Source organism: Agrobacterium sp. 22-226-1 (genome assembly GCF_053522345.1).
The window spans coordinates 75,187-100,035 of the sequence record NZ_JBNWCP010000004.1; the positions used below are offsets into that span (position 1 = coordinate 75,187).

The 24,849-nt window shown below is 60.4% G+C and carries 23 protein-coding genes; 11 read left to right on the plus strand and 12 right to left on the minus strand.

Translation table 11 applies throughout. The features are described from left to right. Window positions 1–37 precede the first annotated feature (37 nt). Genes ACQZ5K_RS08400 through ACQZ5K_RS08410 form a run of 3 tightly spaced genes read left to right on the plus strand, consistent with a single transcriptional unit; the run spans window position 38 to window position 2,529 of the window. Window positions 38–592: a Crp/Fnr family transcriptional regulator gene (locus ACQZ5K_RS08400; RefSeq protein WP_003522802.1), complete on the plus strand. Its 555-nt coding sequence runs from the start codon at window positions 38–40 to the stop codon at window positions 590–592. A gap of 37 nt (window positions 593–629) precedes the next feature. Further along, on the plus strand, window positions 630–1,277 hold the full coding sequence (locus ACQZ5K_RS08405) for a TetR/AcrR family transcriptional regulator (protein WP_448740120.1): 648 nt from the start codon (window positions 630–632) through the stop codon (window positions 1,275–1,277). 46 nt (window positions 1,278–1,323) lie between these two features. Then, window positions 1,324–2,529: an MFS transporter gene (locus ACQZ5K_RS08410; RefSeq protein ID WP_020813639.1), complete on the plus strand. Its 1,206-nt coding sequence runs from the start codon at window positions 1,324–1,326 to the stop codon at window positions 2,527–2,529. A 70-nt stretch (window positions 2,530–2,599) separates the two neighbouring features. Here the strand turns inward: ACQZ5K_RS08410 and ACQZ5K_RS08415 are convergent, their stop codons facing one another. Further along, window positions 2,600–3,991, minus strand: a complete 1,392-nt coding sequence (locus tag ACQZ5K_RS08415; protein ID WP_448740121.1) for a L,D-transpeptidase family protein — start codon at window positions 3,989–3,991, stop codon at window positions 2,600–2,602. Window positions 3,992–4,146: 155 nt separating this feature from the next. Between ACQZ5K_RS08415 and ACQZ5K_RS08420 the strand changes: the two genes are divergently transcribed. The 3 genes from ACQZ5K_RS08420 (at window position 4,147) to ACQZ5K_RS08430 (ending at window position 5,826) form a co-directional block, all read left to right on the plus strand. Beyond that, window positions 4,147–4,980, plus strand: a complete 834-nt coding sequence (locus tag ACQZ5K_RS08420) for an aldose 1-epimerase family protein (RefSeq protein WP_448740122.1) — start codon at window positions 4,147–4,149, stop codon at window positions 4,978–4,980. A gap of 117 nt (window positions 4,981–5,097) precedes the next feature. Further along, complete coding sequence (locus tag ACQZ5K_RS08425; protein WP_003522797.1) at window positions 5,098–5,436, plus strand: protein tyrosine phosphatase family protein; 339 nt, start codon at window positions 5,098–5,100, stop codon at window positions 5,434–5,436. A gap of 48 nt (window positions 5,437–5,484) precedes the next feature. Next, window positions 5,485–5,826, plus strand: a complete 342-nt coding sequence (locus ACQZ5K_RS08430) for a RidA family protein (protein WP_003494829.1) — start codon at window positions 5,485–5,487, stop codon at window positions 5,824–5,826. Window positions 5,827–6,030: 204 nt separating this feature from the next. Here the strand turns inward: ACQZ5K_RS08430 and ACQZ5K_RS08435 are convergent, their stop codons facing one another. The 4 genes from ACQZ5K_RS08435 to ACQZ5K_RS08450 form a co-directional block, all read right to left on the minus strand. Continuing rightward, entirely contained in the window at window positions 6,031–6,783 is a 753-nt protein-coding gene (locus ACQZ5K_RS08435; protein WP_448740123.1) for a HugZ family pyridoxamine 5'-phosphate oxidase, read from the minus strand. A gap of 189 nt (window positions 6,784–6,972) precedes the next feature. Then, the gene (locus ACQZ5K_RS08440) at window positions 6,973–8,625 is read right to left on the minus strand and encodes a thiamine pyrophosphate-binding protein (protein ID WP_448740124.1); all 1,653 of its coding nucleotides are present in this window, start codon (window positions 8,623–8,625) and stop codon (window positions 6,973–6,975) included. Further along, window positions 8,622–9,824, minus strand: a complete 1,203-nt coding sequence (gene caiB / locus ACQZ5K_RS08445) for a succinate--glutarate CoA-transferase (protein ID WP_448740125.1) — start codon at window positions 9,822–9,824, stop codon at window positions 8,622–8,624. The genes ACQZ5K_RS08440 and caiB overlap by 4 nt, the downstream gene beginning before the upstream one ends. A gap of 100 nt (window positions 9,825–9,924) precedes the next feature. Continuing rightward, complete coding sequence (locus ACQZ5K_RS08450) at window positions 9,925–10,875, minus strand: alpha/beta fold hydrolase (RefSeq protein ID WP_448740126.1); 951 nt, start codon at window positions 10,873–10,875, stop codon at window positions 9,925–9,927. Window positions 10,876–11,023: 148 nt separating this feature from the next. Between ACQZ5K_RS08450 and ettA the strand changes: the two genes are divergently transcribed. From ettA to metF, 3 genes are all read left to right on the plus strand, one after another. Continuing rightward, window positions 11,024–12,673: an energy-dependent translational throttle protein EttA gene (gene ettA / locus ACQZ5K_RS08455; RefSeq protein WP_003522791.1), complete on the plus strand. Its 1,650-nt coding sequence runs from the start codon at window positions 11,024–11,026 to the stop codon at window positions 12,671–12,673. Between the two features lie 159 nt (window positions 12,674–12,832). Continuing rightward, the gene (locus ACQZ5K_RS08460; protein ID WP_448740127.1) at window positions 12,833–13,846 is read left to right on the plus strand and encodes an ArsR/SmtB family transcription factor; all 1,014 of its coding nucleotides are present in this window, start codon (window positions 12,833–12,835) and stop codon (window positions 13,844–13,846) included. Window position 13,847: 1 nt separating this feature from the next. Beyond that, a complete protein-coding gene (metF, locus tag ACQZ5K_RS08465; RefSeq protein ID WP_003522177.1) occupies window positions 13,848–14,741 on the plus strand; it encodes a methylenetetrahydrofolate reductase [NAD(P)H] in 894 nt (297 codons plus the stop codon). A 466-nt stretch (window positions 14,742–15,207) separates the two neighbouring features. Here the strand turns inward: metF and ACQZ5K_RS08470 are convergent, their stop codons facing one another. The 7 genes from ACQZ5K_RS08470 to ACQZ5K_RS08500 form a co-directional block, all read right to left on the minus strand. Continuing rightward, a complete protein-coding gene (locus tag ACQZ5K_RS08470) occupies window positions 15,208–16,434 on the minus strand; it encodes a lytic murein transglycosylase (protein ID WP_003522178.1) in 1,227 nt (408 codons plus the stop codon). A gap of 122 nt (window positions 16,435–16,556) precedes the next feature. Then, entirely contained in the window at window positions 16,557–17,336 is a 780-nt protein-coding gene (locus tag ACQZ5K_RS08475; RefSeq protein WP_035239183.1) for a glycoside hydrolase family 25 protein, read from the minus strand. 215 nt (window positions 17,337–17,551) lie between these two features. Next, on the minus strand, window positions 17,552–18,271 hold the full coding sequence (locus tag ACQZ5K_RS08480) for a class I SAM-dependent methyltransferase (RefSeq protein WP_448740128.1): 720 nt from the start codon (window positions 18,269–18,271) through the stop codon (window positions 17,552–17,554). Beyond that, window positions 18,268–19,518: a DUF3419 family protein gene (locus tag ACQZ5K_RS08485; protein WP_448740129.1), complete on the minus strand. Its 1,251-nt coding sequence runs from the start codon at window positions 19,516–19,518 to the stop codon at window positions 18,268–18,270. The genes ACQZ5K_RS08480 and ACQZ5K_RS08485 overlap by 4 nt, the downstream gene beginning before the upstream one ends. A gap of 198 nt (window positions 19,519–19,716) precedes the next feature. Further along, complete coding sequence (locus ACQZ5K_RS08490) at window positions 19,717–20,802, minus strand: transglycosylase SLT domain-containing protein (RefSeq protein ID WP_448740130.1); 1,086 nt, start codon at window positions 20,800–20,802, stop codon at window positions 19,717–19,719. Between the two features lie 136 nt (window positions 20,803–20,938). Beyond that, complete coding sequence (locus ACQZ5K_RS08495) at window positions 20,939–21,574, minus strand: LysE family translocator (protein ID WP_448740131.1); 636 nt, start codon at window positions 21,572–21,574, stop codon at window positions 20,939–20,941. Between the two features lie 52 nt (window positions 21,575–21,626). Further along, window positions 21,627–22,838 (minus strand): pyrophosphate--fructose-6-phosphate 1-phosphotransferase, encoded by a 1,212-nt coding sequence (locus ACQZ5K_RS08500; protein ID WP_448740132.1) that lies wholly within the window; start codon window positions 22,836–22,838, stop codon window positions 21,627–21,629. A gap of 319 nt (window positions 22,839–23,157) precedes the next feature. On the opposite strand from ACQZ5K_RS08500, the gene ACQZ5K_RS08505 reads away from it, so the two are divergent. Next, window positions 23,158–23,898: a J domain-containing protein gene (locus ACQZ5K_RS08505; RefSeq protein ID WP_003522185.1), complete on the plus strand. Its 741-nt coding sequence runs from the start codon at window positions 23,158–23,160 to the stop codon at window positions 23,896–23,898. After that, on the plus strand, window positions 23,895–24,674 hold the full coding sequence (locus tag ACQZ5K_RS08510; RefSeq protein ID WP_448732753.1) for an N-acetylmuramoyl-L-alanine amidase: 780 nt from the start codon (window positions 23,895–23,897) through the stop codon (window positions 24,672–24,674). Before ACQZ5K_RS08505 ends, ACQZ5K_RS08510 begins: the two co-directional genes overlap by 4 nt. The last annotated feature ends 175 nt before the right edge of the window (window positions 24,675–24,849 follow it).

The following is a 24,849-nucleotide window of genomic DNA, read 5'->3' on the forward strand; positions in this document are numbered from 1 at the left end:
GATCCCCTGAGCTTGTCAGCCGGCCCGTTTGCCGGACATGATAGAAATCATGTCGAGTTCGATTTTTGACCAGCTTCGCCCGAAGGCGTCCGTGTCCAGATCCTTTGAAAAAGGCGAATACCTTTTTCATCAAGGCGATTCCATTCATGTGCTGGCGCTGGTGGTCGAGGGCTATGTCCATCTGATGCGGTTTCAGGAGGATGGACATAGTGCCGTGTTGCAACGGGCAGGGCCGATGACGGTTCTTGCCGAAGCCTCGGTGTTTTCGGAGAAATATCACTGCGACGCCATCGCCATGACGGCCGGACGTGCCTTGTTCGTGCCTATCGGCACGCTGCGGCAATTGCTGGAACGCGAACCTGCATTCGCACTCGAATGGATAAATCATATCTCCGGCGAGCTAAAAAAGGTCAGGACGCGGGCGGAAATATTGGCGCTGCGCTCGGTTGGCGCGCGGCTCGATGCCTGGATCACCGTCAATGAAGGTCTGCTTCCGCCCAAGGGGCAATGGAAGAGCCTCGCTGCTGAAATAGGCGTTTCTCCCGAGGCGTTGTATCGGGAAATAGCCAGGCGCCCGGCTTCATCGCGCTAGTTCGTACAGAGGATAAAATTATTCGCTTGATTTGGAAATGATCGTTTCCTATATTCCGACCATGAGCAATATCAACCACACCAATTCACCGGAACAGCGCCATCGCGGCAGGCCGCGTGAGTTTGACGTCGACCGTGCGCTCGATGGGGCGATCCGCGTTTTTTCGCGACGCGGTTATCACGCCACTTCCGTCGGTGATCTCACCGATGCCATGGAACTGGCGCAGGGCAGTCTTTATAAGGCCTTCAAGGACAAGAAAGCCATCTTCATCGCCACGATGGAACGCTACAGGATCGTGCAGACCGAGCGTTTCGAGGCGGCGGTGGCCGGTTGTGACACCGGTTATGAGCGCCTGAGAGCAGGCCTGATGTTCTATGCGGAACGGTCGCATGGCGGTGTCGGCTCTGACGGATGTCTGGTGGTTGGTGCTGCTGCCGATCTGGCGGCTCTGGATGACGATATTGCAATCGTGGTCGAGCGGGCCGTGAAGGCGAGGGAGCGAATTGTCGCCCGCCTCGTTGCTGAAGGGCAGAAGGATGGTTCCGTGCGTTCGAAGGCCGATCCCGATGATCTCGCCCGGGCGATGCTATGCATGATGTACGGCATGCGCGTGGTGGGAAAGACGGGGCGCAGCCTCAAAGACATGGTGGCCGTGGTGGATATCGCCATGAAGCTTGCCGAGTGATTTTGTGACTATTTAGGAAACGATTGTTTCCATATTGGAGAAAATGATGACGACGCGTGTAATTGAAGGGGATGATGTCGAGGCAACATCCATTTCCCCGGCCTTGACTTTTTTGCTGGCGACAGCCTGCGGACTGATTGCCGCCAATCTTTATTATGGCCAGCCGCTGGCCGGCATCATCGGGGCGGAGCTTGGTCTTTCTGCCGGTGCGACGGGGCTGATCGTGACCCTGACCCAGATCGGTTATGGTATCGGTCTGCTGTTTGTCGTGCCGCTCGGCGATCTCGTTGAAAACCGCAAGCTGGTGGTCAGCGCCGTTGCGATGGCGGTGCTTTCCCTTGTGGCGGCGGCATTCGCGCCGCATGCGGCCCCGTTTCTGATTGCGGCCTTTCTGGTCGGCGTCAGTTCCGTGGCGGTGCAGGTCATCGTTCCCTATGCCGCCCATATGGCGCCGCACGCCATTCGCGGGCGGGTGGTCGGCAATGTCATGAGCGGGCTGATGGCCGGCATCATGCTGGCGCGGCCGGTTTCCAGCCTTCTGTCGGAAGTGGTCTCCTGGCGCGGTGTGTTTCTGACCTCGGCGGCCGTCATGGCGCTTCTTGCCGTGGTGCTTTTCCGGCTTCTGCCTGCCCGTATGCCCGATGCCCGGCTGAGCTATGGGGCCCTGATGGCTTCGATGGGCCGGCTGGCGCTGCACACGCCGATCCTGCGGCGGCGGGCGATCTATCACGCCTTCCTGTTTGCGGCTTTCAGCCTGTTCTGGACCACGACGCCGCTTTATCTGAGCGGACCGCATTTCAATCTTAGCCAGGGTGAGATCGCGCTCTTTGCGCTGGCCGGTGCGGCGGGCACCGTGGCCGCGCCGATTGCCGGGCGGATGGCGGATCGTGGCTGGACGCGTGCGGCCACCTTCTTTGCCCTGGTGGCGGTGGCGCTCTCCTTCGCCGTCACGCATCTTGCGCCTGAAGGCTCGCATCTGGCGCTCGCCATTCTGGTCGTCGCCGCCATCGTTCTGGATTTCGGCGTCACCACCAATCTGGTGCTTGGCCAGCGCGCCATCTTCACGCTCGGAGCGGAATTTCGCAGCCGCCTGAACGGCATCTATATGGCGACGTTCTTCATGGGAGGCGCAATCGGTTCCGCCGTCGGCGGCTGGGCCTATGCCGTCGGCGAATGGCAAGCCGCCTCGTGGATCGGCTTCGCCTTGCCGGTGGCAGCCCTGCTTTATTTCCTCACGGAAAAACGGGACTGAAACGCCATTAAATGAAAAAAAGCCCGGCGAACCAAACCGCCGGGCTTTTTCTTTTTTCTTTCGGTCGATCCTATTCCGCGAATTCGACCACCACGCCGGGGCGGACCATTTTTGCCAGTTCGGTCGCATCCCAGTTGGTCAGGCGGATACAGCCGTGGCTGTTGGTCTTGCCGATCTTCGAGGGTTCCGGCGTGCCGTGAATGCCGTAGGTCGGCTTCGACAGGGCAATCCAGACCGTGCCGACCGGGCCGTTCGGACCCGGGGGAATCTGCAGGATCTTGTCGTTCTGGCCCTGCTTGAAGTTGATCTTCGGATTATAGGTGTAGCCGGGATTGAGCGCGATACGCTCCACCGTGTGGGTGCCGCTCGGCGAGGGCGTATCCGTGGAACCGATTGTGGCGGGATAGGCGGCAATCAGATTGCCGTCCTGACCATAGGCGAAGACCTGCTTGATACCCTTATGGGCGACGATGCGGGCCACCTGTCCCTTTTTCGTCTCGCCGGGATTGACGACCTTGATGATGGTGCCGGGCACGGAGAAATCGATGCCGGGGTTCAGTTCCTTCAGATAGTTCTCATCCATGTGAAAGCGTTCGGCGAGCGCTTCCGACGTCGAGGTGAAGGAGAGGGCAGGCAGCTGCGATTTCTCGGCATAGTCGTCCGGGATGGAGGCGACATAGGGGCCGGCGGCGTCGGCGGCGGTGATGGTGTAGTCGACGATCGGCATGCCGCCGGAAGCGCGCAGACGCTCCAGAATGTCATCGGAATTGTTGGGGTCGAGCTTCTCGCCGGTCATGTCCTGCCAGGCGGCAATCGCCTTGTTGACGTTGTCGCCCATCTTGCCGTCGATAACGCCGGGCGAGATGCCTTCACGGTCGAGGAATGTCTGGAGCGCGACGATTTCCTGGCGCGAGCGATTGACCGGCGTTGTCACCGGCGTATGGCGCTCGATCAGGTGGTCCGGCTGCGGAACGGCGGCCGTGGTGCTTTCGCCCGGCATCGGCTGGCCGAGAGGGCCGCTTTCCACCGCACCGGGTGCGGGAACGGAGCCGGTATAGAAATTCTCGTCGGAACCGTCGCCGCGATATTCGCGGTAATCGCGCACGCTGCCATTGTCCTGATAGCCGTAGTCTCGTTGCGGCTCACGATACTGGCCGCCGGGGGCGGGCGGATAATAGGTGGTGTCGCGCTGGCGCGCCTGCTGCCGCTGCTGCTGGTAGCCGGAGGGCATTTCGGTGGCGAGGAGATTGCCGTACTGGTCGTAAAACACCGTGCGTCCCATGGAATCGCGGCTGATGACGATATCGCCGCGCTCCGGCATGAAGTCGAGCACGCGACCATCAGGGGTCACCAGCATCGTCTGCTGATCGCCATAACGCTGCTGCGCGCCAGCCTGTAGCGGGGCGATAGCTGCCGCCAGCGCGACTGTCAGACCCAGAGCTGCGTTAAGAAACTGTTTCACGATTCTGCTATCCCTTGCTTGTTCACCGATAAACACACCGCAATCTTGACCCTATTGTGAAAAAGGTGAATTCGCGGTTAATGCAATCTTAATTTCCGTCACGGTTAGTAGCGTTTCCGTGAAGCATGCGTTTTTAGGGTCACAGGGAGGTTATCTTGCGTTCGTTTCAGGCTGGCAGATCGCCACGCATTTTCCTCGATGAAACCTCCGTCTTCGATATCGGCTCCTGCGTCGTCGATGGCATCGATATCGCGCCCGGCCGCGCCATTCCCGACGATGGCGATGCGCGCATCGACCACTCTCTGGAAGGCTTTCTGTTCACCTGCGGCCCCGACCATATCCGCCATCCCGAGCCGATCGATGGCGACGGTGAGGGACGTCGATATCCGCTGCATGGGTCCTTTTCCTCGCATCCCGCGACGGTCATTGCGTTCGATGTTCAAGAGTCCAATGCATTGGCGCGCGTCGAGGTTCCCGTGAAGCTTGCCGATGGCGGCACGGCCCTTCTGGAACGGACATGGCGTATCGACGGGGAAAGCGGCGAGGTCAGCGTCGATGATAAGATCGTCAACACGTCCGAGCGGCCCATCCCGGTGTTCCTGATGTATCATATGAATGTCGGCGCGCGCCTCTTCGACGATGCCGTGCGGCTTGAAGGCGCGATGTTGGATGGTGGCGGCCACGGCTGGCGTTTCGGCGAAGAGCCGGGCACCGTTTTCTGCGTTCCCGCCGGTGATGACGAGTGGGCTTCGCTCGCGCTCGGACCGATTGCGGCCATCGGCGGGAAGACGCTGACCGTGCGTTTTCGCACGGAAACGCTGCCCTATCTGCAGATGTGGCGCAACCAGCAGGCGCCGGCCAATGTGCTCGGCATCGAGCCGGTTTCGCATCGCTGGGTCGGGCGGAGCGAGCTTGAGGTTTCCGGTGAGTTCAATATTCTCCAGCCGGGCGAAAGCCGTTCCTTCGGCCTGCGCTTTTCCATCCTCTGAACTGTAGCGAATGACTGTGCGCCATCATTGACGCACGGGGCTTGACCGCTTACATCGGATGCGGATTTCAAGGGTGACAGCCAGCGGCGCGGACGCCGGTTTCAGCGGAGGCATAAGATGGATATCAGGCGCATAGACGACGAATATTCGGTAACGGGACAGATCAGCGTCGCCGATCTCGACGAGATCAAGGCGCTCGGCTTCAAGTCGATCGTCTGCCACCGCCCTGACGGCGAAGAAGACGGCCAGCCGCTTTTCGCCGATATTGCCGAGCGTGCCGAACAGCTTGGCCTCACCATCATGCATGTGCCGGTCGGCCGTTACGGCGTCGATGCGGATGCCGTTGCCGGCATGGTGGATGCGCTGGACGAATTGCAGCGCCCGATGCTCGGCTATTGCCGTTCCGGTGCGCGCTCGACGGCGATCTACGAAAAGACCCATCACCTGCGCGGCTGATTTTCCGCGCATCTTTCTATTTTAAATGCCAATCAACAGGAGTTTTCCATGACCATCAAGCGTATCGAGCCGGGCAAGCGCATGAGCGGCGCCGTCGTTCACGGCAACACCGTTTATCTGGCCGGCCAGGTTGGCGAAGGCACGAGCGTTACGGAACAGAGCAAGTCCGCTCTCGCTGAAGTCGACCGCCTGCTGGCCGCTGCGGGTTCGGACAAGTCGAAGATCCTGCAGACCATCATCTACCTCTCCGACATGTCCACCTTCGGCGAAATGAACGCCGTCTGGGAAGGCTGGATCGACCCGGCAAACCCGCCGGCCCGCGCCACCAGCGGCGCACCATTGGCAACGCCGGATTACAAGGTCGAGTTCATCGTGACCGCTGCTCTCTGAGCATCCGTTTGAATTTTTAAGAAAAGGCCGGGTCGCGGAAAGCGGCCCGGCCTTTTTTGATGAGATGGCGCCAAAAAACTCTCCCCGTCATGCCGGGCTTGGCCCGGCATCCAGCCACGGCGCGGCGTGGCGACATGGCCACAAAATGCCAAGTAGAAGCAATTTTCATGGTTTTTGAATCGCTTGCGCCCGTCACCTCACCGGCTAAGCAAGCGCCTTCTCAAATTGCTTCAACGTCGTCACCCGCTCCGCAAACCACAGCCGCGCCAGATCGCTGGCCGAGGCGAGATCGATGCCATCCGGGTCGATGGAGGTGATCGTCCAGCGGCCATTCTTTGCGCCGGCGAGAACGGCGAGCCGGGATGCTTCGCCCTTGATGGCGTTGAGGCGGATCGCTTCGCTTTCCGAGGCCGCCATCAGTTCGTCTGCGCCTGACAGATCGGTGCGCAGATCGGCCGGGGTGATGTTGCTGGCATTGCGGGCCGGGCCGCCATTGATCTGCACACCTTCCGTCCGCAGCCGGTAAAGCCGCGTGTCGGGAAGGGAGAGATAAAGTTTCGCTTTGGGGTAGCGGGCAATGTAGCGCGCGATGGCGAGCGGCACTTCATCCGGGCCGATTTGTTCCGCCTTGCCCACCAGTGTCAGCCGCGGCAGCGTTAGCGCGTCTCCCTTGCCGAAGGGGGCGAGCGTCAGCGAGATGCGCGGGTCCGCCTCCATGTTGCGGGCGTGCAGCGTCAGCCCCGCCGCGAAGAAGAACGGCGTGCCGTCCGGCTCGATGCCGATATTGGTGGCGGTCGTATAGGGATAGCCGCTGACGGGATCGAGGGTCGCGAGTGCTGCCGTGCGGGAAGTGTGCAGGACATCCCGGGCTACACGCACGGCCTCGAAAGGCGCACCCGCAGAGGGTTCGATTTTTGCGCCACGCGGGGTGATGACGGGAGAGACTGCATCCGGCATGTCGTTTCCTGATCCAAAGGGCTGCTGGAAGAAGTGTGAGACCCCTCCTTCGTCATGCTCGGGCCTGTGCCGAACATCTGCAACCGATGAACTTTACGATACGTGATTGGATCCTCGGGACAGGCCCGAGGATGACGTCGTGCGAGCGTCAGGATTTACACCATGCCGGAGCCGTGTCTATGCGTAATATCAGCTTCCGGTCCTGATCTGCGTCAGGGTACGCGTCGGCGTGATCGCTTCGGCATCCAGCTTCACCTCGATGATGGCCGGCTTGCCGCTTGCCCGTGCCCGTTCGAAGGCGTCGGCGAAGTCCTCGGTCTTCTCCACCGTTTCGCCGTGTCCGCCATAGGCTTTGGCAAAGGCGTTGAAATCCGGATTGACGAGATCGGTGCCGCTGACGCGGCCGGGATATTCCCGCTCCTGATGCATGCGGATCGTGCCGTAGGTGCCGTTATTGATCAGTACCGTGATGATCGGCAGGCCGTAACGCACGGCGGTGATGAATTCTTGTCCGTGCATCATGAAACAGCCGTCGCCGGCAAAGCAGATCACCTCGCGTTCCGGGAAAAGGTGCTTCGCGGCGACGGCCGCCGGCAGGCCGTAACCCATCGAGCCTGATGTCGGGGCCGATTGTGTATTGTAGCGACGGAAACGGTGGAAGCGATGGACCCAGGTGGCATAGTTGCCGGCGCCATTGGTGAAGATCGCGTCCTCGGGCACATTGGCCTCGATCCAGTCCATGATCGGACCCATCTGCACAGCGCCGGGGCCGGTCTTCGGCGGGGTGGACCAGGTGAGATAGGCCGCATGCATGGCGGCGGTGCGATCGGCCCATGCGGCGCTGCCGGAGATTGTGATGGAGGAGAGGGCGGCGATAAAATCGTCCGGTGCGGCGCAGATTGCCAGATCGGGACGGTAAACGCGGCCAAGCTCTTCGGCTTCCGGATAGATATGGACGAGTTTCTGCGACGGGTAGGGGATGTCGAGCAGCGTATAGCCGGAAGACGGCATTTCGGAGAGACGGCCGCCGAGCAGCACCACGAGATCGGCCTCCTTGATCTCCTTGGCCAGCGCCGGATTGATGCCGATGCCGACATCGCCCGCATAGGAGGGGCTCAGATGATCGAACAGCATCTGGCGGCGGAAGGAACAGCCGACAGGCAGCTTGTTGTTTTCCGCAAAAGCCTTGAAGCCCGCGACGCTTTCCTCGGACCAGCGCGTGCCGCCGATGATGAAGACCGGGCGCTTCGCCTCGCCCAGCATTTTTGCGAAGGCGGCCATCTGTGACGGGCCGGGATGCGCTTCGACAGGGGTATAGAGTTTTGCCTTGGGCGCTTCGACCTCTTCCACCAGCATGTCTTCGGGCAGCGTCAGCACCACCGGGCCGGGGCGGCCTGAGGTGGCGACGGCGAAGGCGCGGGTGACGAATTCGGGAATGCGGCGGGCATCGTCGATCTCACCCACCCATTTGGCGAATTCGGTGAAGGCGCGGCGATATTCCACTTCCTGAAACGCCTCGCGCTCACGCGCTTCGCGCTGCACCTGGCCGATGAAGAGGATCATCGGAATGGAATCCTGCCGCGCAATGTGCAGGCCCGCCGAGGCGTTGGTGGCGCCCGGTCCGCGGGTCACCATGCAGATGCCGGGTTCGCCCGTCAGCCGGCCCCATGTATCTGCCATCATGGCGGCGCCGCCTTCCTGGCGGCAGACCACGGTTTCGATGCCGCTTTCATAAAGCGCATCCAGCACGGCGAGATAGCTTTCGCCCGGAACGCAGGAAACGCGGGAGACGCCATTGGCCTTCAGCGCGTCGACGATCAATTGCCCGCCTGTTCTTTTCATGGCGTCGTGGTCCTTTCGATGTTTTCCAGTTCGGCCAGCACCTGCGCCTGATGTTCGCCGAGCTTGGGGCTCGGGCGTTCATAGCGCAGCGGCGTTTGCGACATGATAATGGGTGTGCGGACACCAGGGATGACGGTGCCGTCTTCCGCCTCCAGATCGACGCGAAGACCACGGGCTTTCACCTGCGGATCGGCGAACATTTCCTCAATGGAGTTGATCGGCCCGGCGGGGACGGCGTTCTTTTCGCAGGCGGTCAGAAGATCGCCCTTCTGCCATTTCAGCGTTTCGGTGGAAACGATCTGCCGGACTTCCGCTTTGTGGGCCACGCGGGCCTTGTTCGTCGCGTAACGTTCGTCATCGGCAATCGCGCCGATGCCGAGAATGGTGCAGAGGCGGCGGAACTGGCCGTCATTGCCGACCGCAAGGATCAGGAAACCGTCGGCCGTCGGCACCACCTCATAGGGGGAAATATTCGGGTGGGCGTTGCCGAGCCGAACGGGCGGCTTGCCGGAAATCAGGTAATTCATGTTCTGGTTGGCAAGCACGGCCGATTGCACATCGAGAAGCGCCATGTCGATATGCTGGCCTTCGCCGGTGCGGATGGCGTGGATCAGCGCCGCCTGAATGGCTGACACGGAATAGATGCCGGTGAAGATATCGGCAACCGCCACGCCCGCCTTCATCGGCTGGCCATCCGCTTCACCTGTTATCGACATGAAGCCGGACATGCCCTGAACGATATAGTCGTATCCGGCGAGATCGGCATAAGGCCCGGTCTGACCGAAGCCAGTGATGGAGCAATAGATTAGCTTCGGATTGAGCGCCTTCAGGCTCTCGTAGTCGAGGCCATATTTGGCAAGCCCGCCGCGCTTGAAATTCTCGATGACGACATCGGCGGTGCGCACTAGCCGGCGCACCAGCTCGCAGCCCTCGGGCGTTTTCAGATCGGCGACGATGGAGCGTTTGCCGCGATTGGTGGCGTGGTAATAGGCGGCGGAGAGGTTTTCTCCATCATCGCTTTCGACGAAAGGCGGTCCCCATGCGCGGGTATCGTCGCCGCCCTCGGGGTTTTCGACCTTAATGACGTCAGCCCCCATATCGGCCAGCATCTGCCCTGCCCAGGGACCGGCCAGAACCCGCGCCAGTTCGATGACGCGAATGCCTGATAGCGGCGGTTTCCTGTTTGGCATGTCGGTCATCTGTCCCCCGGTATTTTGTGTCTGCCGGTTTATAGACCGCTGCTTGCCGCGTCGCATGTGATTTTATCTCATGGACTTATTCCGTTTCGGCAAAGGCCCCTCAATCGGCGACGACGCGGCCGCACCAGGCGGCGAAATCCGCCGCGACGGGCTGCCAGCCGATTTCGTTCAAGGTCTCGTGCCGCATGCCCTTGTAGATCGTGTGCTCGACATGGCTGAAACCTGCCTCGCGGAAACGCTCCGCCAGCCAGACGATCTCTTTGCCGTCATTGGTCGCGGCGTCCTGGTCGCCGCTGACGAGCAGAAGCGGCAGGGTTTTTGGCAGGCGCTCGATGAGTTTTGGCCCACGATAGGAGAGTTCGAAGACATCCTGCCATAAAGACACGCTCGCCTCGAACTGGCAGAGCGGGTCTTCCACATAGGCGTCCACCGCCGCCCTGTCGTGGCTCAGCCAGTCCGCATGGGTGCGTTTTTCCGGCATTTTCGCATTCCACACGCGGAAGGTTGCCTTCGGCAGAATGGCGCTCGGCACGTCCGAGCCTTTCAACATTTTTTCCAGCCGCAGCAGAACCTGTGCCAAACGGCCCATGAAGCCGGGATTGAGGTTGGAATTCCAGATGGACAGGCCATCGAAGGCATCCGGATGGCTGACGGCGGTGTTAAGCGCCACGAGGCCGCCCATGGAATGACCGAACAGGATCGTGGCCAGGCCGGGATGCCTTTCGCCGACCATCCGGCGCATCGCCATGACATCGGCAACGACCTTTTCCGCACCGTCCTTCCAGCCAAAACGGCCGAGAGGCGCGTCCGCCGCTCTCGTGCGACCATGGCCGCGATGGTCGTGGGCATAGACTTCGAAACCCTGCTTCGACATAACATCCGCGAGCCGGCGATAACGGCCCGCGTGGTCAACCAGCCCGTGGCAGATCATTAGCACGCCGCGCACAGTGGCAAGAGCGGAGGGCTGGTGGCGAAAGGCAATGGATGCGCCGGAGGGGGCTTCCAGCCTCTGAATACGGCTGAAGGCCAAGTCGTCGGTCGTTTCATTCATGATCGCGCCTGTCCCTGCCATAACATCCCTTGTCATAATCATGGGGTCATAATCGTGCCAGAGGTTGCCCCAAGGTCCTATTTACCCTACATAGCGGCAAATTTCCCGATACGTACTCTTAAAAATCCGATGTGGAGCATTCGCTACAATGGCACGTCAATTCATCTATCACATGGCCGGGCTGAACAAGGCCTACGGTGCGAAGAAGGTTCTGGAGAATGTGCATCTCTCCTTCTACCCCGACGCCAAGATCGGTATCCTCGGCCCGAACGGCGCCGGTAAGTCGACTGTTCTGAAAATCATGGCCGGCCTCGACAAGGAATATACCGGCGAGGCATGGCTGGCCGAAGGTGCGACGCTCGGTTATCTCGAGCAGGAGCCGAAGCTCGACGAAAACAAGACCGTGATGGAAAACGTCATGGAAGGCGTGGCGAGCAAGACGGCCATCGTCGACCGCTACAACGAATTGATGATGAACTATTCCGACGAAACGGCGGATGAGGGCGCAAAGCTTCAGGACATCATCGACAGCCAGAACCTGTGGGATCTGGAAAACCAGGTCGAGATGGCCATGGACGCACTGCGTTGCCCGCCCGGCGACTCGGCTGTAACCGGTCTTTCCGGTGGTGAGCGCCGTCGTGTGGCGCTTTGCCGCCTGCTGCTGTCCCAGCCGGACCTGCTGCTGCTCGACGAACCGACCAACCACCTCGATGCGGAAACCATCGCATGGCTTGAAAAGCACCTGCGCGACTATCCCGGCGCCGTGATGATGATCACCCACGACCGCTACTTCCTCGACAACGTCACGGGCTGGATTCTCGAGCTCGACCGTGGCCGCGGCATTCCTTACGAAGGCAACTATTCCGCTTACCTGCAGGCGAAAGCCAAGCGTATGCAGCAGGAAGCCCGTGAAGACGCCTCGCGCCAGAAGGCCATCAGCCGCGAAAGCGAGTGGATCGCCTCCAGCCCCAAGGCACGCCAGACCAAGTCCAAGGCACGTATCAAGGCCTATGACGAGCTGGTGGAAGCAGCGGAAAACCGTCGTCCCGGCGATGCGCAGATCGTCATTCCGGTTGCAGAGCGTCTCGGTCGCGTCGTCATCGAAGCCGACAATCTGACGAAGTCCTATGGCGACCGCGTGCTGATCGAAAACCTGTCCTTCAAGCTGCCGCCCGGCGGCATCGTCGGCGTCATCGGTCCGAACGGTGCGGGTAAGTCCACGCTGTTCAAGATGATCACCGGTCAGGAAAAGCCGGATAGCGGTTCTGTGACTGTCGGTGAGACGGTGCAGCTCGGTTATGTCGACCAGAGCCGCGATACGCTGGCGGGTGACAAGACCGTCTGGGAGGAAATCTCCGGCGGTAACGACATCATCAAGCTCGGCAAGTTCGAAGTGAACTCGCGCGCCTATTGCGGCGCCTTCAACTTCAAGGGCGGCGATCAGCAGCAGAAGGTCGGCAATCTCTCGGGTGGTCAGCGTAACCGCGTGCACCTCGCCAAGATGCTGAAGGCCGGCGGCAACGTGCTGCTACTCGACGAACCGACCAACGACCTTGATACGGAAACGCTGGCAGCACTTGAAGAAGCGCTGGAAGCCTTCGCCGGTTGCGCCGTTATCATCAGCCACGACCGCATGTTCCTCGACCGTCTGGCCACCCACATCCTCGCTTTCGAGGGTGACAGCCATGTGGAATGGTTCGAAGGCAACTTCGAAGACTATGAAAAGGACAAGGTCCGCCGCCTCGGCCCGGAAAGCATCAAGCCCGGCCGCGTAAGCTACAAGCGCCTGACGCGCTGATCCCTTTCCAGATATCTCAGAAAGGCCCGCCGTAAAGCGGGCCTTTTTCCGTGTAATAAGCGGACATGATCGTGTCTCACGACACTTTACGCTTGCATCGAACGCCACATCGACATAAAGATATCTTTATATCTTGATTAGCTTGCGAGGCGCAGCAGAGTGGCGTTCGGTCTGGACAAATTGGTGGATCTTCTGAAGGCGGCGGGTGAGCCCACGCGCTTTCGCTTGCTGGCGCTTCTTTCGGCCGGCGATCTGACGGTCACCGACCTTACCGAAATTCTCGGCCAGTCGCAGCCGCGCATCTCCCGCCACCTGAAGCTTTTGACGGAAGAGGGGCTGATCGAGCGTTATCAGGAAGGTGCATGGGCCTATTTCCGTTTGCGGCAGGATGGTGAGCCCGCCAATGTTGTCCGGCAGCTGCTTGGGGCCGCATCGCCCTCCGACGCCGTTCTCCAGCGCGACAGCGAACGGCTTGCCACCGTCAAGCGGGTGCGGGCGGAGCGGGCGCAGGATTATTTCAGCCGCAACGCCTCCGCCTGGGACGAGCTGCGCCGCCTGCATGTCAGCGACGAGGCCGTGGAAGGTGCGCTCCTGAAGCTGGTGGGCACCACGCCGGTCGATTCGCTGCTCGACCTCGGCACCGGCACCGGCCGCATCCTGCAGCTTCTGAGCGGTATCTATCGCCGCGCGATCGGCGTCGATGCCAGCCGTGACATGCTCTCGGTGGCGCGTGCCAATCTCGACAAGGCGGGCGTGGTCAATGCCTCGGTTCGCCATGGCGATATTCTCAATCTGCCGCTGGAAGGGCAGGATTTCGATCTGATCGTCATCCATCAGGTTCTGCATTTTCTCGACCAGCCGGAGATTGCGCTGTCCGAGGCCGCGCGCATGCTGCGTCCCGGCGGGCGGCTGATCGTTATCGATCTTGCGCCGCATTCCTTCGAATATCTGCGCGACGAACATGCGCATGTGCGGCTCGGTTTCTCGCATCCGCTGATGGAAGAGTGGCTGAAGAAGGCCGGACTTTCTCTAGAGCGCGCCGTCGATCTTCATTCTGAAAAAGCGTCCGACGAAGCTCTGGATGTTACGATTTGGGTTGCCCGTGACCAGCGGCTGCTGATGGCAGACGATGTGGTGCAAGAGGTGGTTTTACTTGGCTCCGGGAGGGCATGATATGTTAAGGTCGGAAACCGCGCGCCGTGATGGCGATATCCGGTTGTCTTTCGAGTTTTTCCCGCCCAAGAATCCCGAGATGGAAACCCAGCTCTGGGAAACGGTTGCCGAGCTGAAGAAATGGAACCCGGATTTCGTGTCCGTCACCTATGGCGCTGGCGGTTCCACCAAGGCGCCGACGCTGGATGCGGTGCGCCGCATGATCGGCGACAGCCATCTGGCGACTGCCGCGCATCTGACCTGCGTGGATGCCAGCCGTGAGGACGTGCATCAGGTCATTGAAGAGTTTCGCAATGCCGGCGTTCGTCATTTCGTGGCGCTGCGCGGCGATCCCTCCACGGGCATCGGTACGGCCTATAAGCCGCATCCGGAAGGGTATGAGAACGCTGCCGCTCTTGTGAAGGGGCTGCGTGAAATTGCCGATTTCGAGATTTCCGTGTCGGCCTATCCGGAAAAGCACCCGGAAAGCGCAAGCGAAGCGGTCGATATCGATATGCTGAAGCGCAAGGCTGATAATGGCGCGACGCGGGCGCTGACGCAGTTCTTCTTCGATAATGACGTGTTCGAGCGCTATATGGAGAGGGTTACGGCGGCAGGCATCACCATTCCGGTGGTTCCGGGCATCATGCCGATCCAGAACCTCACCCAGCTCAAGCGTTTCGCCGGCCGATGCGGCACCAGCATTCCCGGTTTTCTGGATGAGCGTTTCGAAGGTTATGACGACGATCTGGAAGGTCGCGCCCGCGTGGCCGCGGAGGTTGCCGCCGAGCAGATCGCCGATCTGCAGCGGCGTGGCGTCAATGAGTTCCATCTCTACACCATGAACCGCGCGCCGCTGGTCGATGCGGTGCTTGAAAATCTCGGGCTGGAGCGTCTGCGCCGCAGCGCCGCCTGATTTTACCACAGCGGATTACCGACATGAAAAAAGCGCAGGTCCCTCAGGGCCTGCGCTTTTTAAACTCGTGTCATCTACGGTTCTTATCTGCGTTTGGTCTTCACGTCTCGTCAGATGAAAAGCATCATCGCTACGAACAAAAACGCCAAACCGACTGCCAAGGCATTGAGAGATTTTGTAAGTCCCATGGGTGCCTCCTCTTGTTGACAGGTTCGATAATATGACCGTTTTGTGGCGGTTGAAAAGCGGTTTTTGTGATGCAGTGCAGCACGTCTCCAGACGACATAAAAAAGAAATTTCTGTAATTATTTGAAAATAAAAGATTATTTTCTTATCACGCAGTGCTTCATATGTTTAAAAAAAGTAAATGACCGGGGTGTTATCCCCAGTCATCAGGTCGAGATTAACACTTTATGCCTTGATTCCGTCCGACAGATTAAGGGCCGGAAGGCGCCGTTAAGATTGCTTAAAGCGCCTGCAGAAGTGCGGTCGAAGGCCAGCCATCGGCGGGCAGTCCGAGACGCTGCTGCTCCTTCTGGATGGCGACGCGGGTGCCGGAACCGAGAATGCCATCCACCTTGCCGACATTGTGTCCGCGCGCTTCGAGCTTGGTCTGAAGCTCCTTCATGGTCGCATCGTCGAAACCGGGCTCCGGGTTGCCCTTGTTGTAGACGGGAGAGCCCATGAGGCGGGTGGCGAAATAGGCGGCCGAGGTCGTGTAGATGAACGACTGGTTCCATTCCAGATAGATGTTGAAGTTCGGATAGGTGATGAAGGTCGGTCCCTTGCGTCCCTGCGGCATGATGAGGGCAGCGGGCAGGGTGGCGAAGTTTCTGTTGCCGTCGCGCGGGGTGACGCCCAGTGCGAACCAGTCACCGGCGGTCAGCGGGCCGCCGAGGCCGGATTTTTCCCAGGGCAGGTTTTCCGGCAGCGAGACTTCCTGAATCCAGGGTTCGCCCTTCTTGAAGCCGAGATGCTGGATGAACTTCGCAGCCGTCAGGATCGCATCCGGGGCGCTGCTCTTGACGTTGATATGGCCGTCGCCGTCGCCATCGACGCCGAAGGCGATGATGTCCTTGGGCAGCATCTGCACCTGACCGATTTCACCGGCCCATGCGCCGGTATTGGCGGCGGGATCGAGATCGCCGTGCTGGACCATTTCGATCAGCGCCAACAGCTGCGGGCGGAAGAGTTCCGGGCGGCGGCAATCATGCGAGAGGGTCACCAGCGCGTTGCGGGTGTTGAAATCGCCCTGAACGGCGCCGAAATCCGTCTCCATGGCCCAGAAGGCAGCGATGACGCCGGCCGGTACACCGAATTCGTTTTCGGCGCGGGCGAAGGTGGAGGAGAGTTCCTGAAGTTTCTTGCGGCCGATATCCAGACGGGCCTGGCTGACGGTGCGCTGGGAAAATTCCAGGAAGGTCTGGCGGAAGACGCCCTGGGCGCGGTCACGCGAGAGCACCTTCGGGTCGATCTGCGCGCCGGCAAGCGCCTTCTGGATAGCGTCGGCCGGAATGCCCTTGGCAAGCGCATCGGCTTTCACGCCTTCGAGGAATGCACCGAGATCGCCGCCGCAGGCAACCTGCTTGGGATCATCGGGCGCGGCCACTGGCGGTGTGGCGAGGGCGGAGCCGGTGGAAAGAAGCGACAAAGCGGCGGCAAAAACGATGCTGCGCGACCGGAACGTGGGCATGGGAATTTCCTCGATAGGTTGTTAGCCCGCTTTACCCATATGTTTGCGACAAAAAAACGGACCGAATGATCTGACGTTGCAGAACAACGCCGATTTTTCAAAAGTGTTGCTTCTTGGCCGTGTTATTTGGCGGAAGCAATCCATTTCCGCCAGTTTTTCTCCGTTCCGGCAAAGACATTGATGTCGGTCGGACCGTTCACGCCGGGCACGACGCCGGTTGCAGTATATTGCCAGAAGGCCCATTTGCGGTCTTCGTAAATCTTGGCCGGATGGGCGGCGACGGAGCGGACCCAGAAATGGTAATCCTTGAACTGGCCGACGAGGTTGTCGCGGTGGAAGTCGACCGAGGTATAGATGATCGGACGCTTGCCATAGTGGGCTTCGATGCGGTCGAGGAAACGCTGCATCTCGGCGCGAACGATGCCGGGCGCCGGGCGCGTTTTGCAGGTGGGCGAGGCCGGGTTCCATTCCACGTCGAGAACCGGGGGCAGGGTGACGGCTTCCTTCGGCACGTTGCGAATGAACCAGTCGGCCTGGGCGTCTGCTGTCGAACAGAAATAATAGAAGTGGTAGGGCGCGTGCAGAACATCTGCCGCCGCCGCGCTGCGCCAATGGTCGCCGAATTTCGGATCGATGCGATCCGATCCCTCCGTCGCCTTGATGAAGACGAAGGACACGCCTGATTTGCGCACGGTCGGCCAGTCGACATCGCCATTCCATTTGGAAACGTCGATGCCGTGCACCTCATGGCGGTGCGGGTTGTTCGTGCCGAAATCCTGCGGATCGGTATCGGAAAATTTCGGCCTGGAAACGGATGCGGTTTCCAGCAGGTCATAGCTGGTGGAGGTGCAGCCGCCGATCAACAGCAAAGCCGACAATAGTGCCGATAAACGCAGCCGCATTGGAATCCTGATGAAAATGTTGCCCATCCCACGGCCGCAAAATGGCGCGCCGTATCTCCCGATTTACACATAACATGGTAAACAAACTGATATGGCAAGTGGCAACGTGCTTTTGCACCCGGCAAGTCGCTGGATTCGAAGCGATTTGCGGTTTCAGCGACGAAATCCGGCGTGGCAGGAGCCTCGAACGCGACGCCCCTTAGTACCGCAGAGAATCAGGCGTCGGCCAAGATGCGGTGGATTTTCGGCTGCTGCGCTTCGGCAGCCGGAAGCGTGATGACAGCCCGCCAGGCATAACCCCGGGCGATTTCCTCGAATTCGAGATTACCGTCAAAACGGCCGGCCATATTGGCCAGAACATAGCGGAGATTGGCGCGGGGCGTGACGTGGAAACGGGTGAGCCAGGCTTGCAGAAGGGTGCGGAACCACTTCGGCAATTGTTCCTGCTGGCCGAAATCGACGATATGCAGCGAGCCGCCGGGTTTCAGCGCCGTGAGCGCCTGTTCGATCGCCTTTTCCCAGTCCGGTATCATCGACAGGGCATAGGGGATCATGACGCGGTCGAAGCCGTCGGGCTGGCCGAATTCGGAGGCGCGAAAAGCGGTGGCATCGGCCACGCGCAGAATGGGGCGTTCCGCCTTGCCGGCGAAATTCTCGGCTGCGGTCAGCAGCATTTCGGCGGAAATGTCGAGGCCGAACAGTCTTGCCTGCGGAAACTTGCGGCTGGCCAGCAGCAGGTTGCGGCCGGTGCCGCAGCCGACTTCCAACAGCGTGCCGCCTTTCGGCACATCGAGGCCGGAAATGGTCCGGTCACGGCCGAGAAGGTAATATTTGCGGGTGATATCGTAGATATGCCGCTGGTGGCGATACATGCGGTCCATCAGGCTCGCATGCGCGCTGTCTGCAAGGCCCACATTCTCGCCGATGGTTTTCATGCCATAGCCCTCTGATAGATATGGAAGCCACCGTAGATGGCCGAGCGGTCCATGGCGTTGAGCTCGTTGGAGCGCTCTTCGAGATAGACCCACTGGTTGCGGATGTCAGGCGAAAGCCGGCCTTCGATGACGCTCTTTTCGGCCGCGGTGCGGAAGATGACGCGCGCACTGGGCGCGGCGGTGCGGCTGATCTGCGACCACAATTCGTTGAGCTGGGTGTCCGTCATCCAGTCCTGCGCATCGAGGAGGATATAACGGTCGACGGCGCTTGCCGGCTTTCTGGACAGAAGCTCGGTATAGGTGGCGTGGTGAACCGCGACGCGGGCGGTGTTGTTGCGGATCGTCTCGTAATATTCCGGCTTGAGATAGGCGGGCAGCGCGCCCTCATGCGGTTCGGGATAACGGCGCGCAAAGGCCTGCCAGGCGAAATAATTGTCGCTGAGCGGGAAGTTGCAGGCGAGCTTTTCCAGCCGCTCCTTCAGCACGGATGCAACCGTGCCATTGGCGGAAAGGCTGGCCAGTTCGTCATATTGCCGGGGCGGAATGCCGAGGCCGAACAGCGAGCTTTTGCGCTTCGTCAGCCAGCGCACCACCGGCTTGTCGAACAATGGCGCCACCTTGCTGTCGAAAAACTGGCGCTGTTCGTCCAGCGTGCGGGTTTTGGCCATTTCGGTGAGCTTCACGCCGTGCAGCCGGGCCATGAGATGGCCGGCGCCGATGAAGCGGCCGAGCAGGCCGGTGCGATAGATATTCCTGTCGAAGACAGAGATGCGGCGGCGGCCGGAAAGGGTGCGCTTCGACCAGTAAGCCTTGGTCGTGGCGTCGAGATGCTCGGCGATGAAGCGGTCGTAGCCGTGGCTGTTGCTGTGCGTATTGGCGCGGCCGAAGTGGCGCACCACGTCCTGATGGGCGGGCAGATGGCGGAAGGCGGCGAGCTTCAGCTTGTTCAGCGCGATGTGGTGCGGGTTGAGGTCCACGACATCGATGCTGGCCGGATTGCGGGAGAGATAGGCCAGCATGTTGCAGCCGCCCGAGCCGATGGTGACGATGCGATGACCTTCGCCAAGCTCCATCGCTTCCATGTCGATTTCCGGGTCTTCCCATATCTGCGGATAGACGAGGCCGGAAAAGAGGACGCCGAAGAAGCGCTCGGACAGACCGCTTTTGGAGAGTGCCTTGTGCTGGAGCAATGCGGACTTCAGTTTCGTGTTCTTGCTGAAGCCGGTCTTGGGTGCCGCACTCGTCATATGTTCACCTCTCAGTCGATTGAGAGGCGTCTACAGCCGTGACACTACAATTTGATGACAGGGGCTGTGGGCAAAGCGGGGGAATAGGGGTGTCGGTGGAAAACCAGCCCGCGCCGCCCAATCAGGATGACGAAATGAAAACACCCGGCGGCTTGAGAAAAGCCGCGCGGTTGCATTCGCATAACGGAGCGGAGGCAATCACTTGCGCAGAACGTGCAGCATGCCCTTGCGCTTGGCGTCGTAATAATAACCGCGCGCATAAAGCCGGACCGCGTTGTCGCGGTCGTTGCCGGCCACAACCCATGCGCCGCGCAGATATTTGACGGCGTATTTGAGGTTGGTTTCGGCATCGAAAAGGCCGGAGGCGGGGCCATCGAAGCCCATGGAGCGGGCCGTGGCGTGCCGGATCTGCATCAGGCCGAAATTGCCGCTGCTATAGGCGCCGGGATTATATCGGCTCTCGCGCTGCACGACGCGGTGAACCAGATCTTCCGGCACATCATACATGGTGGCGTATTTGGTAATAAGGCCGCTCAGCTTTTCACGTCCGGCCGGGGCGGAATTGAGCGGCGCCGTCATCGATTCGTTCTGGCGGATGGCGGCCAGCGCGGCATTGGTGGGGCCGGCGGCATAGGCCAGAACCGTGCTGTCCGGCTTCGGCAGCGGAATGACTTTGCGTTCCGCCGTCAGTTCGGTGCCGATGGAGGGCGAGCCGGGCGGCGGCGGTGCAGGCGGGAAGCTGCCCTTGACGGCAACCACCTGCGGCAGATCGGCGGCGGCATTATGGGCAGCCGGCTTGGCCACCACGTCAGCCGTTTCGATGGCTGTGGCCGCCGGAGTGGCGCTTGTCGGTGCGAGCGCCGTGGCCGTGGTCGGCGCAGATGTCGTCACACCAGCTTGGGCGACTTCGTTCTGTTGCGGTTGCATCTGGGCGGTGATGGCTGCGGCTGCAGCAATTTCAGAAGCCGGCGGCAGCGCCACGCGTCCGCCCTTGACGGCGACTGCGGTGGGAAGTGCTGCAGGCTGGGAAGGGGTTGCGGTTTCGGCGGTCTGCACCGTTGCTGCTGCTACCGGGGTCGCGCCCGCTGCTGCTTCGGCCGTTGCCGGCTGCGCCGATGTTTGCGCAGGAGTGGTCGCCGGATTGACCGTTGCGATCTTCGGGCCGTTCGGCCCTTCCTTGGCGGTATATTCGACGCTGGTGCATGCGCTCAATGCCAGTGCCAGACCCACGGTGGAAGACAGAAGAAGTGCACTTCTTCCGCGGAATTTTCCCGAATTTCGCATGTTGCCGCCTTCGTTATGCCTGTCTTTCGATACCCCCGCGTCGAGCGAAGCAGGCAGTGTCCCGTCGCGCCTTCATTAACCTATTGTAAGGATAGCGGCAAGCCGGGACGTTTCTCCCCGGCTTTCGGGCGGTTTTTCAGGCCGCGATGCGCCTGTATCCGGCGCTGACGGCGCGGCCGGAAATGAAGTGGGTGCGGTATTTCGGCCGGATTTTTTTATCGCCCGACATGCGGCGCACCATCGCCAGAGTAGGCCCGGCAAACAGCGCCTGCGCGGTCAGAATCACCAGCACCAGAAGCAGGATGGCGGCCTGCGCCATGGCAAGCGTTTCAATTGCATTGCCGGAGGTGGACACGAATTGCGGCAGCAACGCCAGAAAGAAAGCGAAGTAGCGCGGGCGCAGGGCGGCAATGGCGTAACAATCGCGGAAAATACCGCTCCAGGATTTGCCCGGCAGGTTGTCATTATCGGCATTGGCGGCCTGGGCGGCAGGTGTGGCGAAGGTCCACAGGAGAAACAGCATCAGCCAGCCAATGCCGGCCCATTGCACGATTTCCACGAAGGATTGCGGCAGCCAGACGAGACCGGCCACCGGAATGGCGGAAATCGTCATGGCCGTGACGATGCCGAGCGCGCCGCCGATGACGGAGGCGAAGACCGTCTTTTTGCCGCGAATGGCGGCATAAGAGGCGACAGAGAATACAAGGGGAGAGGGGAGTGCGAACACAACGGCACATGCTGCACAAAAAATCAGCCAGGCCTGTCCAGACATTCTCTTCCTCCTTGCCCTCCCTGTCGCCGTATTATTTTAGCCTATCGTAAAATCAGGCCGCTGTGAACGGCTGACCGACGTGTTCCATCACTTCGGTAAACCATTTTGCAGAGAGGTCGAAATGCTTTCCGCCCTTGATACGCGGAAACTCGATGGTCCGCAATTTGCCATTCTGGTCTTCGTCATGGCCGGTGACGCCGGAGACCTTGTTGAGCGCGCTTTCGACGGCGAGATCGACCATGCCCTGAATGAGGCGCAGGTCGTCGCCATTGGCGGCGGCGGAGCGGGCGAAATAGCCCGATTTCTGCACCATGGAGCGTTCCGCACCGATGAGGCTGGCGAACTGCTTCTGGAACCAGCCGCCGACATTGATGGTGTCGATCTTCACATGGCCGAAAGCGTCGCGCTTGACGGCCTCGCCGGAGGCTTCGCGTTCGGCGACGATGGAATCGAGGCCCGCACCTTCGGAAACGAACAGCGTGACATAGCCGTTCCTGTCCATGATTTCCTTCAGGCGCTCGGCTTCCGCCTCGATGTCGAAGGCCATTTCCGGCAGGTAGATGCCGTCGATGTTCTTCATCTGCGTGTTCATCATCAGGCCTTCGACATAGTCATTGCCGCTGGTCTTCTGGATATAGGCGCGGGCGGTGGCGGCCGTCAGCCAGCCGCAATGCCGGCCCATGACTTCATGGATAACGAAGGTTTTCGGTGCCGCGCTCTGCTCGTTGCTGACATTGTCGAAGAAGGCGGCGCCGACTTCCGCGGCCGTCCAGGCGCCGAGCGACTGCTTGATCGGCACCACGTCGTTATCCACCGTCTTCGGCAGGCCGACAACGGTGAGATTGTAGCCGTTGGCGCCGAGATAGGCGGCAAGGTCGGCAGCCGTCGTGTTGGTGTCGTCGCCGCCGATGGTGTGGAGAATGGTGATGCCGTCAGCCGCCAGCCGGTCAGCCGCGACGCGAAGCGGATTGTCGCCTTCCTTGACCAGACCGCGCTTGGCGCAATCGGCTGCATTGGTGAGCTTGACGCGGCTGTTGCCGATCGGCGAGCCGCCGTAGCGGTGCAGCAGATGCGCCTTTTCCCGCATATCCCTGGTGATCTCGATACGGTCACCCAGAAGCACGCCCTGATAACCGGAGCGGTAGGCCACGATGTCGATATCAGGCGCAATGTCGCTATAACGCTCGATCAGGCCGCCCACGGCCGAAGAGAGACAGGGCGCAAGGCCACCCGCGGTCAGCATTGCGACTTTCTGTTTGGCCATCATGGCTCTCCTTTTCACATATACCCAAAGACATGTCTGGCAAATGGATGCGACAGCCGCGTGTAGGTGTAAAGTGAATTTATGAAGAAAAACGCCGATTTCTCGCGGTTTTTCAGCGGCTTGAGCAAAGTGGCGGAATATAATCGTTTCAATCGGCATAGCCGGTGGTTGGCTTCCCGCCATCTGTGGAAAACTGTGGCGTCATCGTCTGGCGCGCTCTTGTTCCTGAAGCAAAACTGTCGCAAAGATGAATAAAAGTTAATGCCGCTGGTCCGCTGGACATATTGCATTCGCGGCAATATCCCGTCATGCTTGTCGCATGATGTTCGATTTCGCCTGTCTGCAAATTTCATCCCTGTGGGAACGTCTGCTCGGCGCAATCGGCGACGCGGCAGGCGGTGCGCTCGGGCGCGTGGTGGAAGCCATCCGCACCCTTTTCGAGGGTGATCCGGAGACGCGCCGCAAGGTTTCCTTTTCCGTGGCCATCATCGCGCTCTCCGCCAAGATGGCGAAGGCAGACGGTGTCGTCAACGATGCCGAAGTGCGCGCCTTCCGGCAAATCTTCGATTTTCCGGAAGAAGAAGCCAAGAACGTCGCCCGTCTTTATAATCTCGCCCGTCAGGACGTTGCCGGTTACGAGGCCTATGCCGAGCGGCTTGCCGGTTTGTGCGGTTCCGGACATGCCAATTGCGAGATGCTGGAAAGCGTCATCGACGGCCTGTTCCACATCGCCAAGGCCGATGGGCTGATCCATGAGCGGGAACTGGCCTTCCTCGGCCGGATCGCGGAAATCTTCCGTATCACCGAAGATCACTTCGAAACGATCATGGCGCGGCATGTCCATATGGACGGGCGCGACCCCTATCGCGTGCTCGGCGTTTCGCCTTCCGACGATTTTTCCGATATTCGCCGGCGTTATCGTTCGCTGGTTGCCGAACACCATCCTGACAAGCTCATTGCACGCGGCGTTCCCATGGAATTGCATGCGGCCGCGAATGAGCGTATGGCGGCTCTCAACGCCGCCTATGCGGCCATCGAGAAAGAACGCCGCGTCGCATGAGTGAATGTCTGCCGGATTTTACCCCGGATTTCGGGGGCGCAGCCGTTGCGCCTTCGCCTAACCATGGCGAAAGGCTGGGTGTGGCCGGCCCCGATATTATCCTGCTGCATTATACCGGCATGACGACGGCCGACGGCGCGCTGTCGTGGCTCTGCAATCCGGAAAGTCAGGTTTCCAGCCATTATTTCGTCTTCGAGGACGGGCGCGTCATTCAGATGGTTCCTGAAACCCGCCGTGCCTGGCACGCGGGCAAAAGCATCTGGGCGGGGGATGAGGACATCAATTCCCGCTCCATCGGCATCGAGATCGCCAATCAGGGCCATCCCGGCGGCCTGCCGGAATTTCCGAAGAAACAGGTGGAAGCCGTCATCGAATTGTGTCGCGATTGCGGCCAGCGCTGGTCTATCGCCCCTGAAAGGGTGCTGGCGCACTCGGATGTCGCGCCAATCCGCAAGGTCGATCCGGGTGAAAAATTCCCGTGGGACATCCTGTCGCAGCACGGTGTCGGCCATTGGGTGGAGCCTGCGCCGATCCGTGGCGGCCGCTTTTTTCAGCGCGGCGATCATGGCCAGCCGGTCGAAGCGCTGCAGTCGATGCTGTCCATCTATGGTTATGGCGTTGAAATTACAGGCGCTTATTGCGAGAAAACCGAAGGCGCCGTGGCTGCCTTCCAGCGGCATTTCCGTCCCGCTCTGGTGGATGGCATCGCGGATTTCTCCACCATCGACACGTTGCATCGGCTGATCGCCAGCCTGCCGAGATTTTCGGCCGGCTGAACGCGAATCCTGGAAAATCGTTCCCGGTTTTCTTGCCGTTCAAGTCGCTTTTTTTACCGTGCCACAGTTAATCCGCATTGAGGAAGTTTAAGAACGTCACTGCATGCGGTGTCGTTCTTCAGGGGAACCTGCCGTCAATATCAATCAAGGAGACCGGACAGCGGAAGGTCGTGAT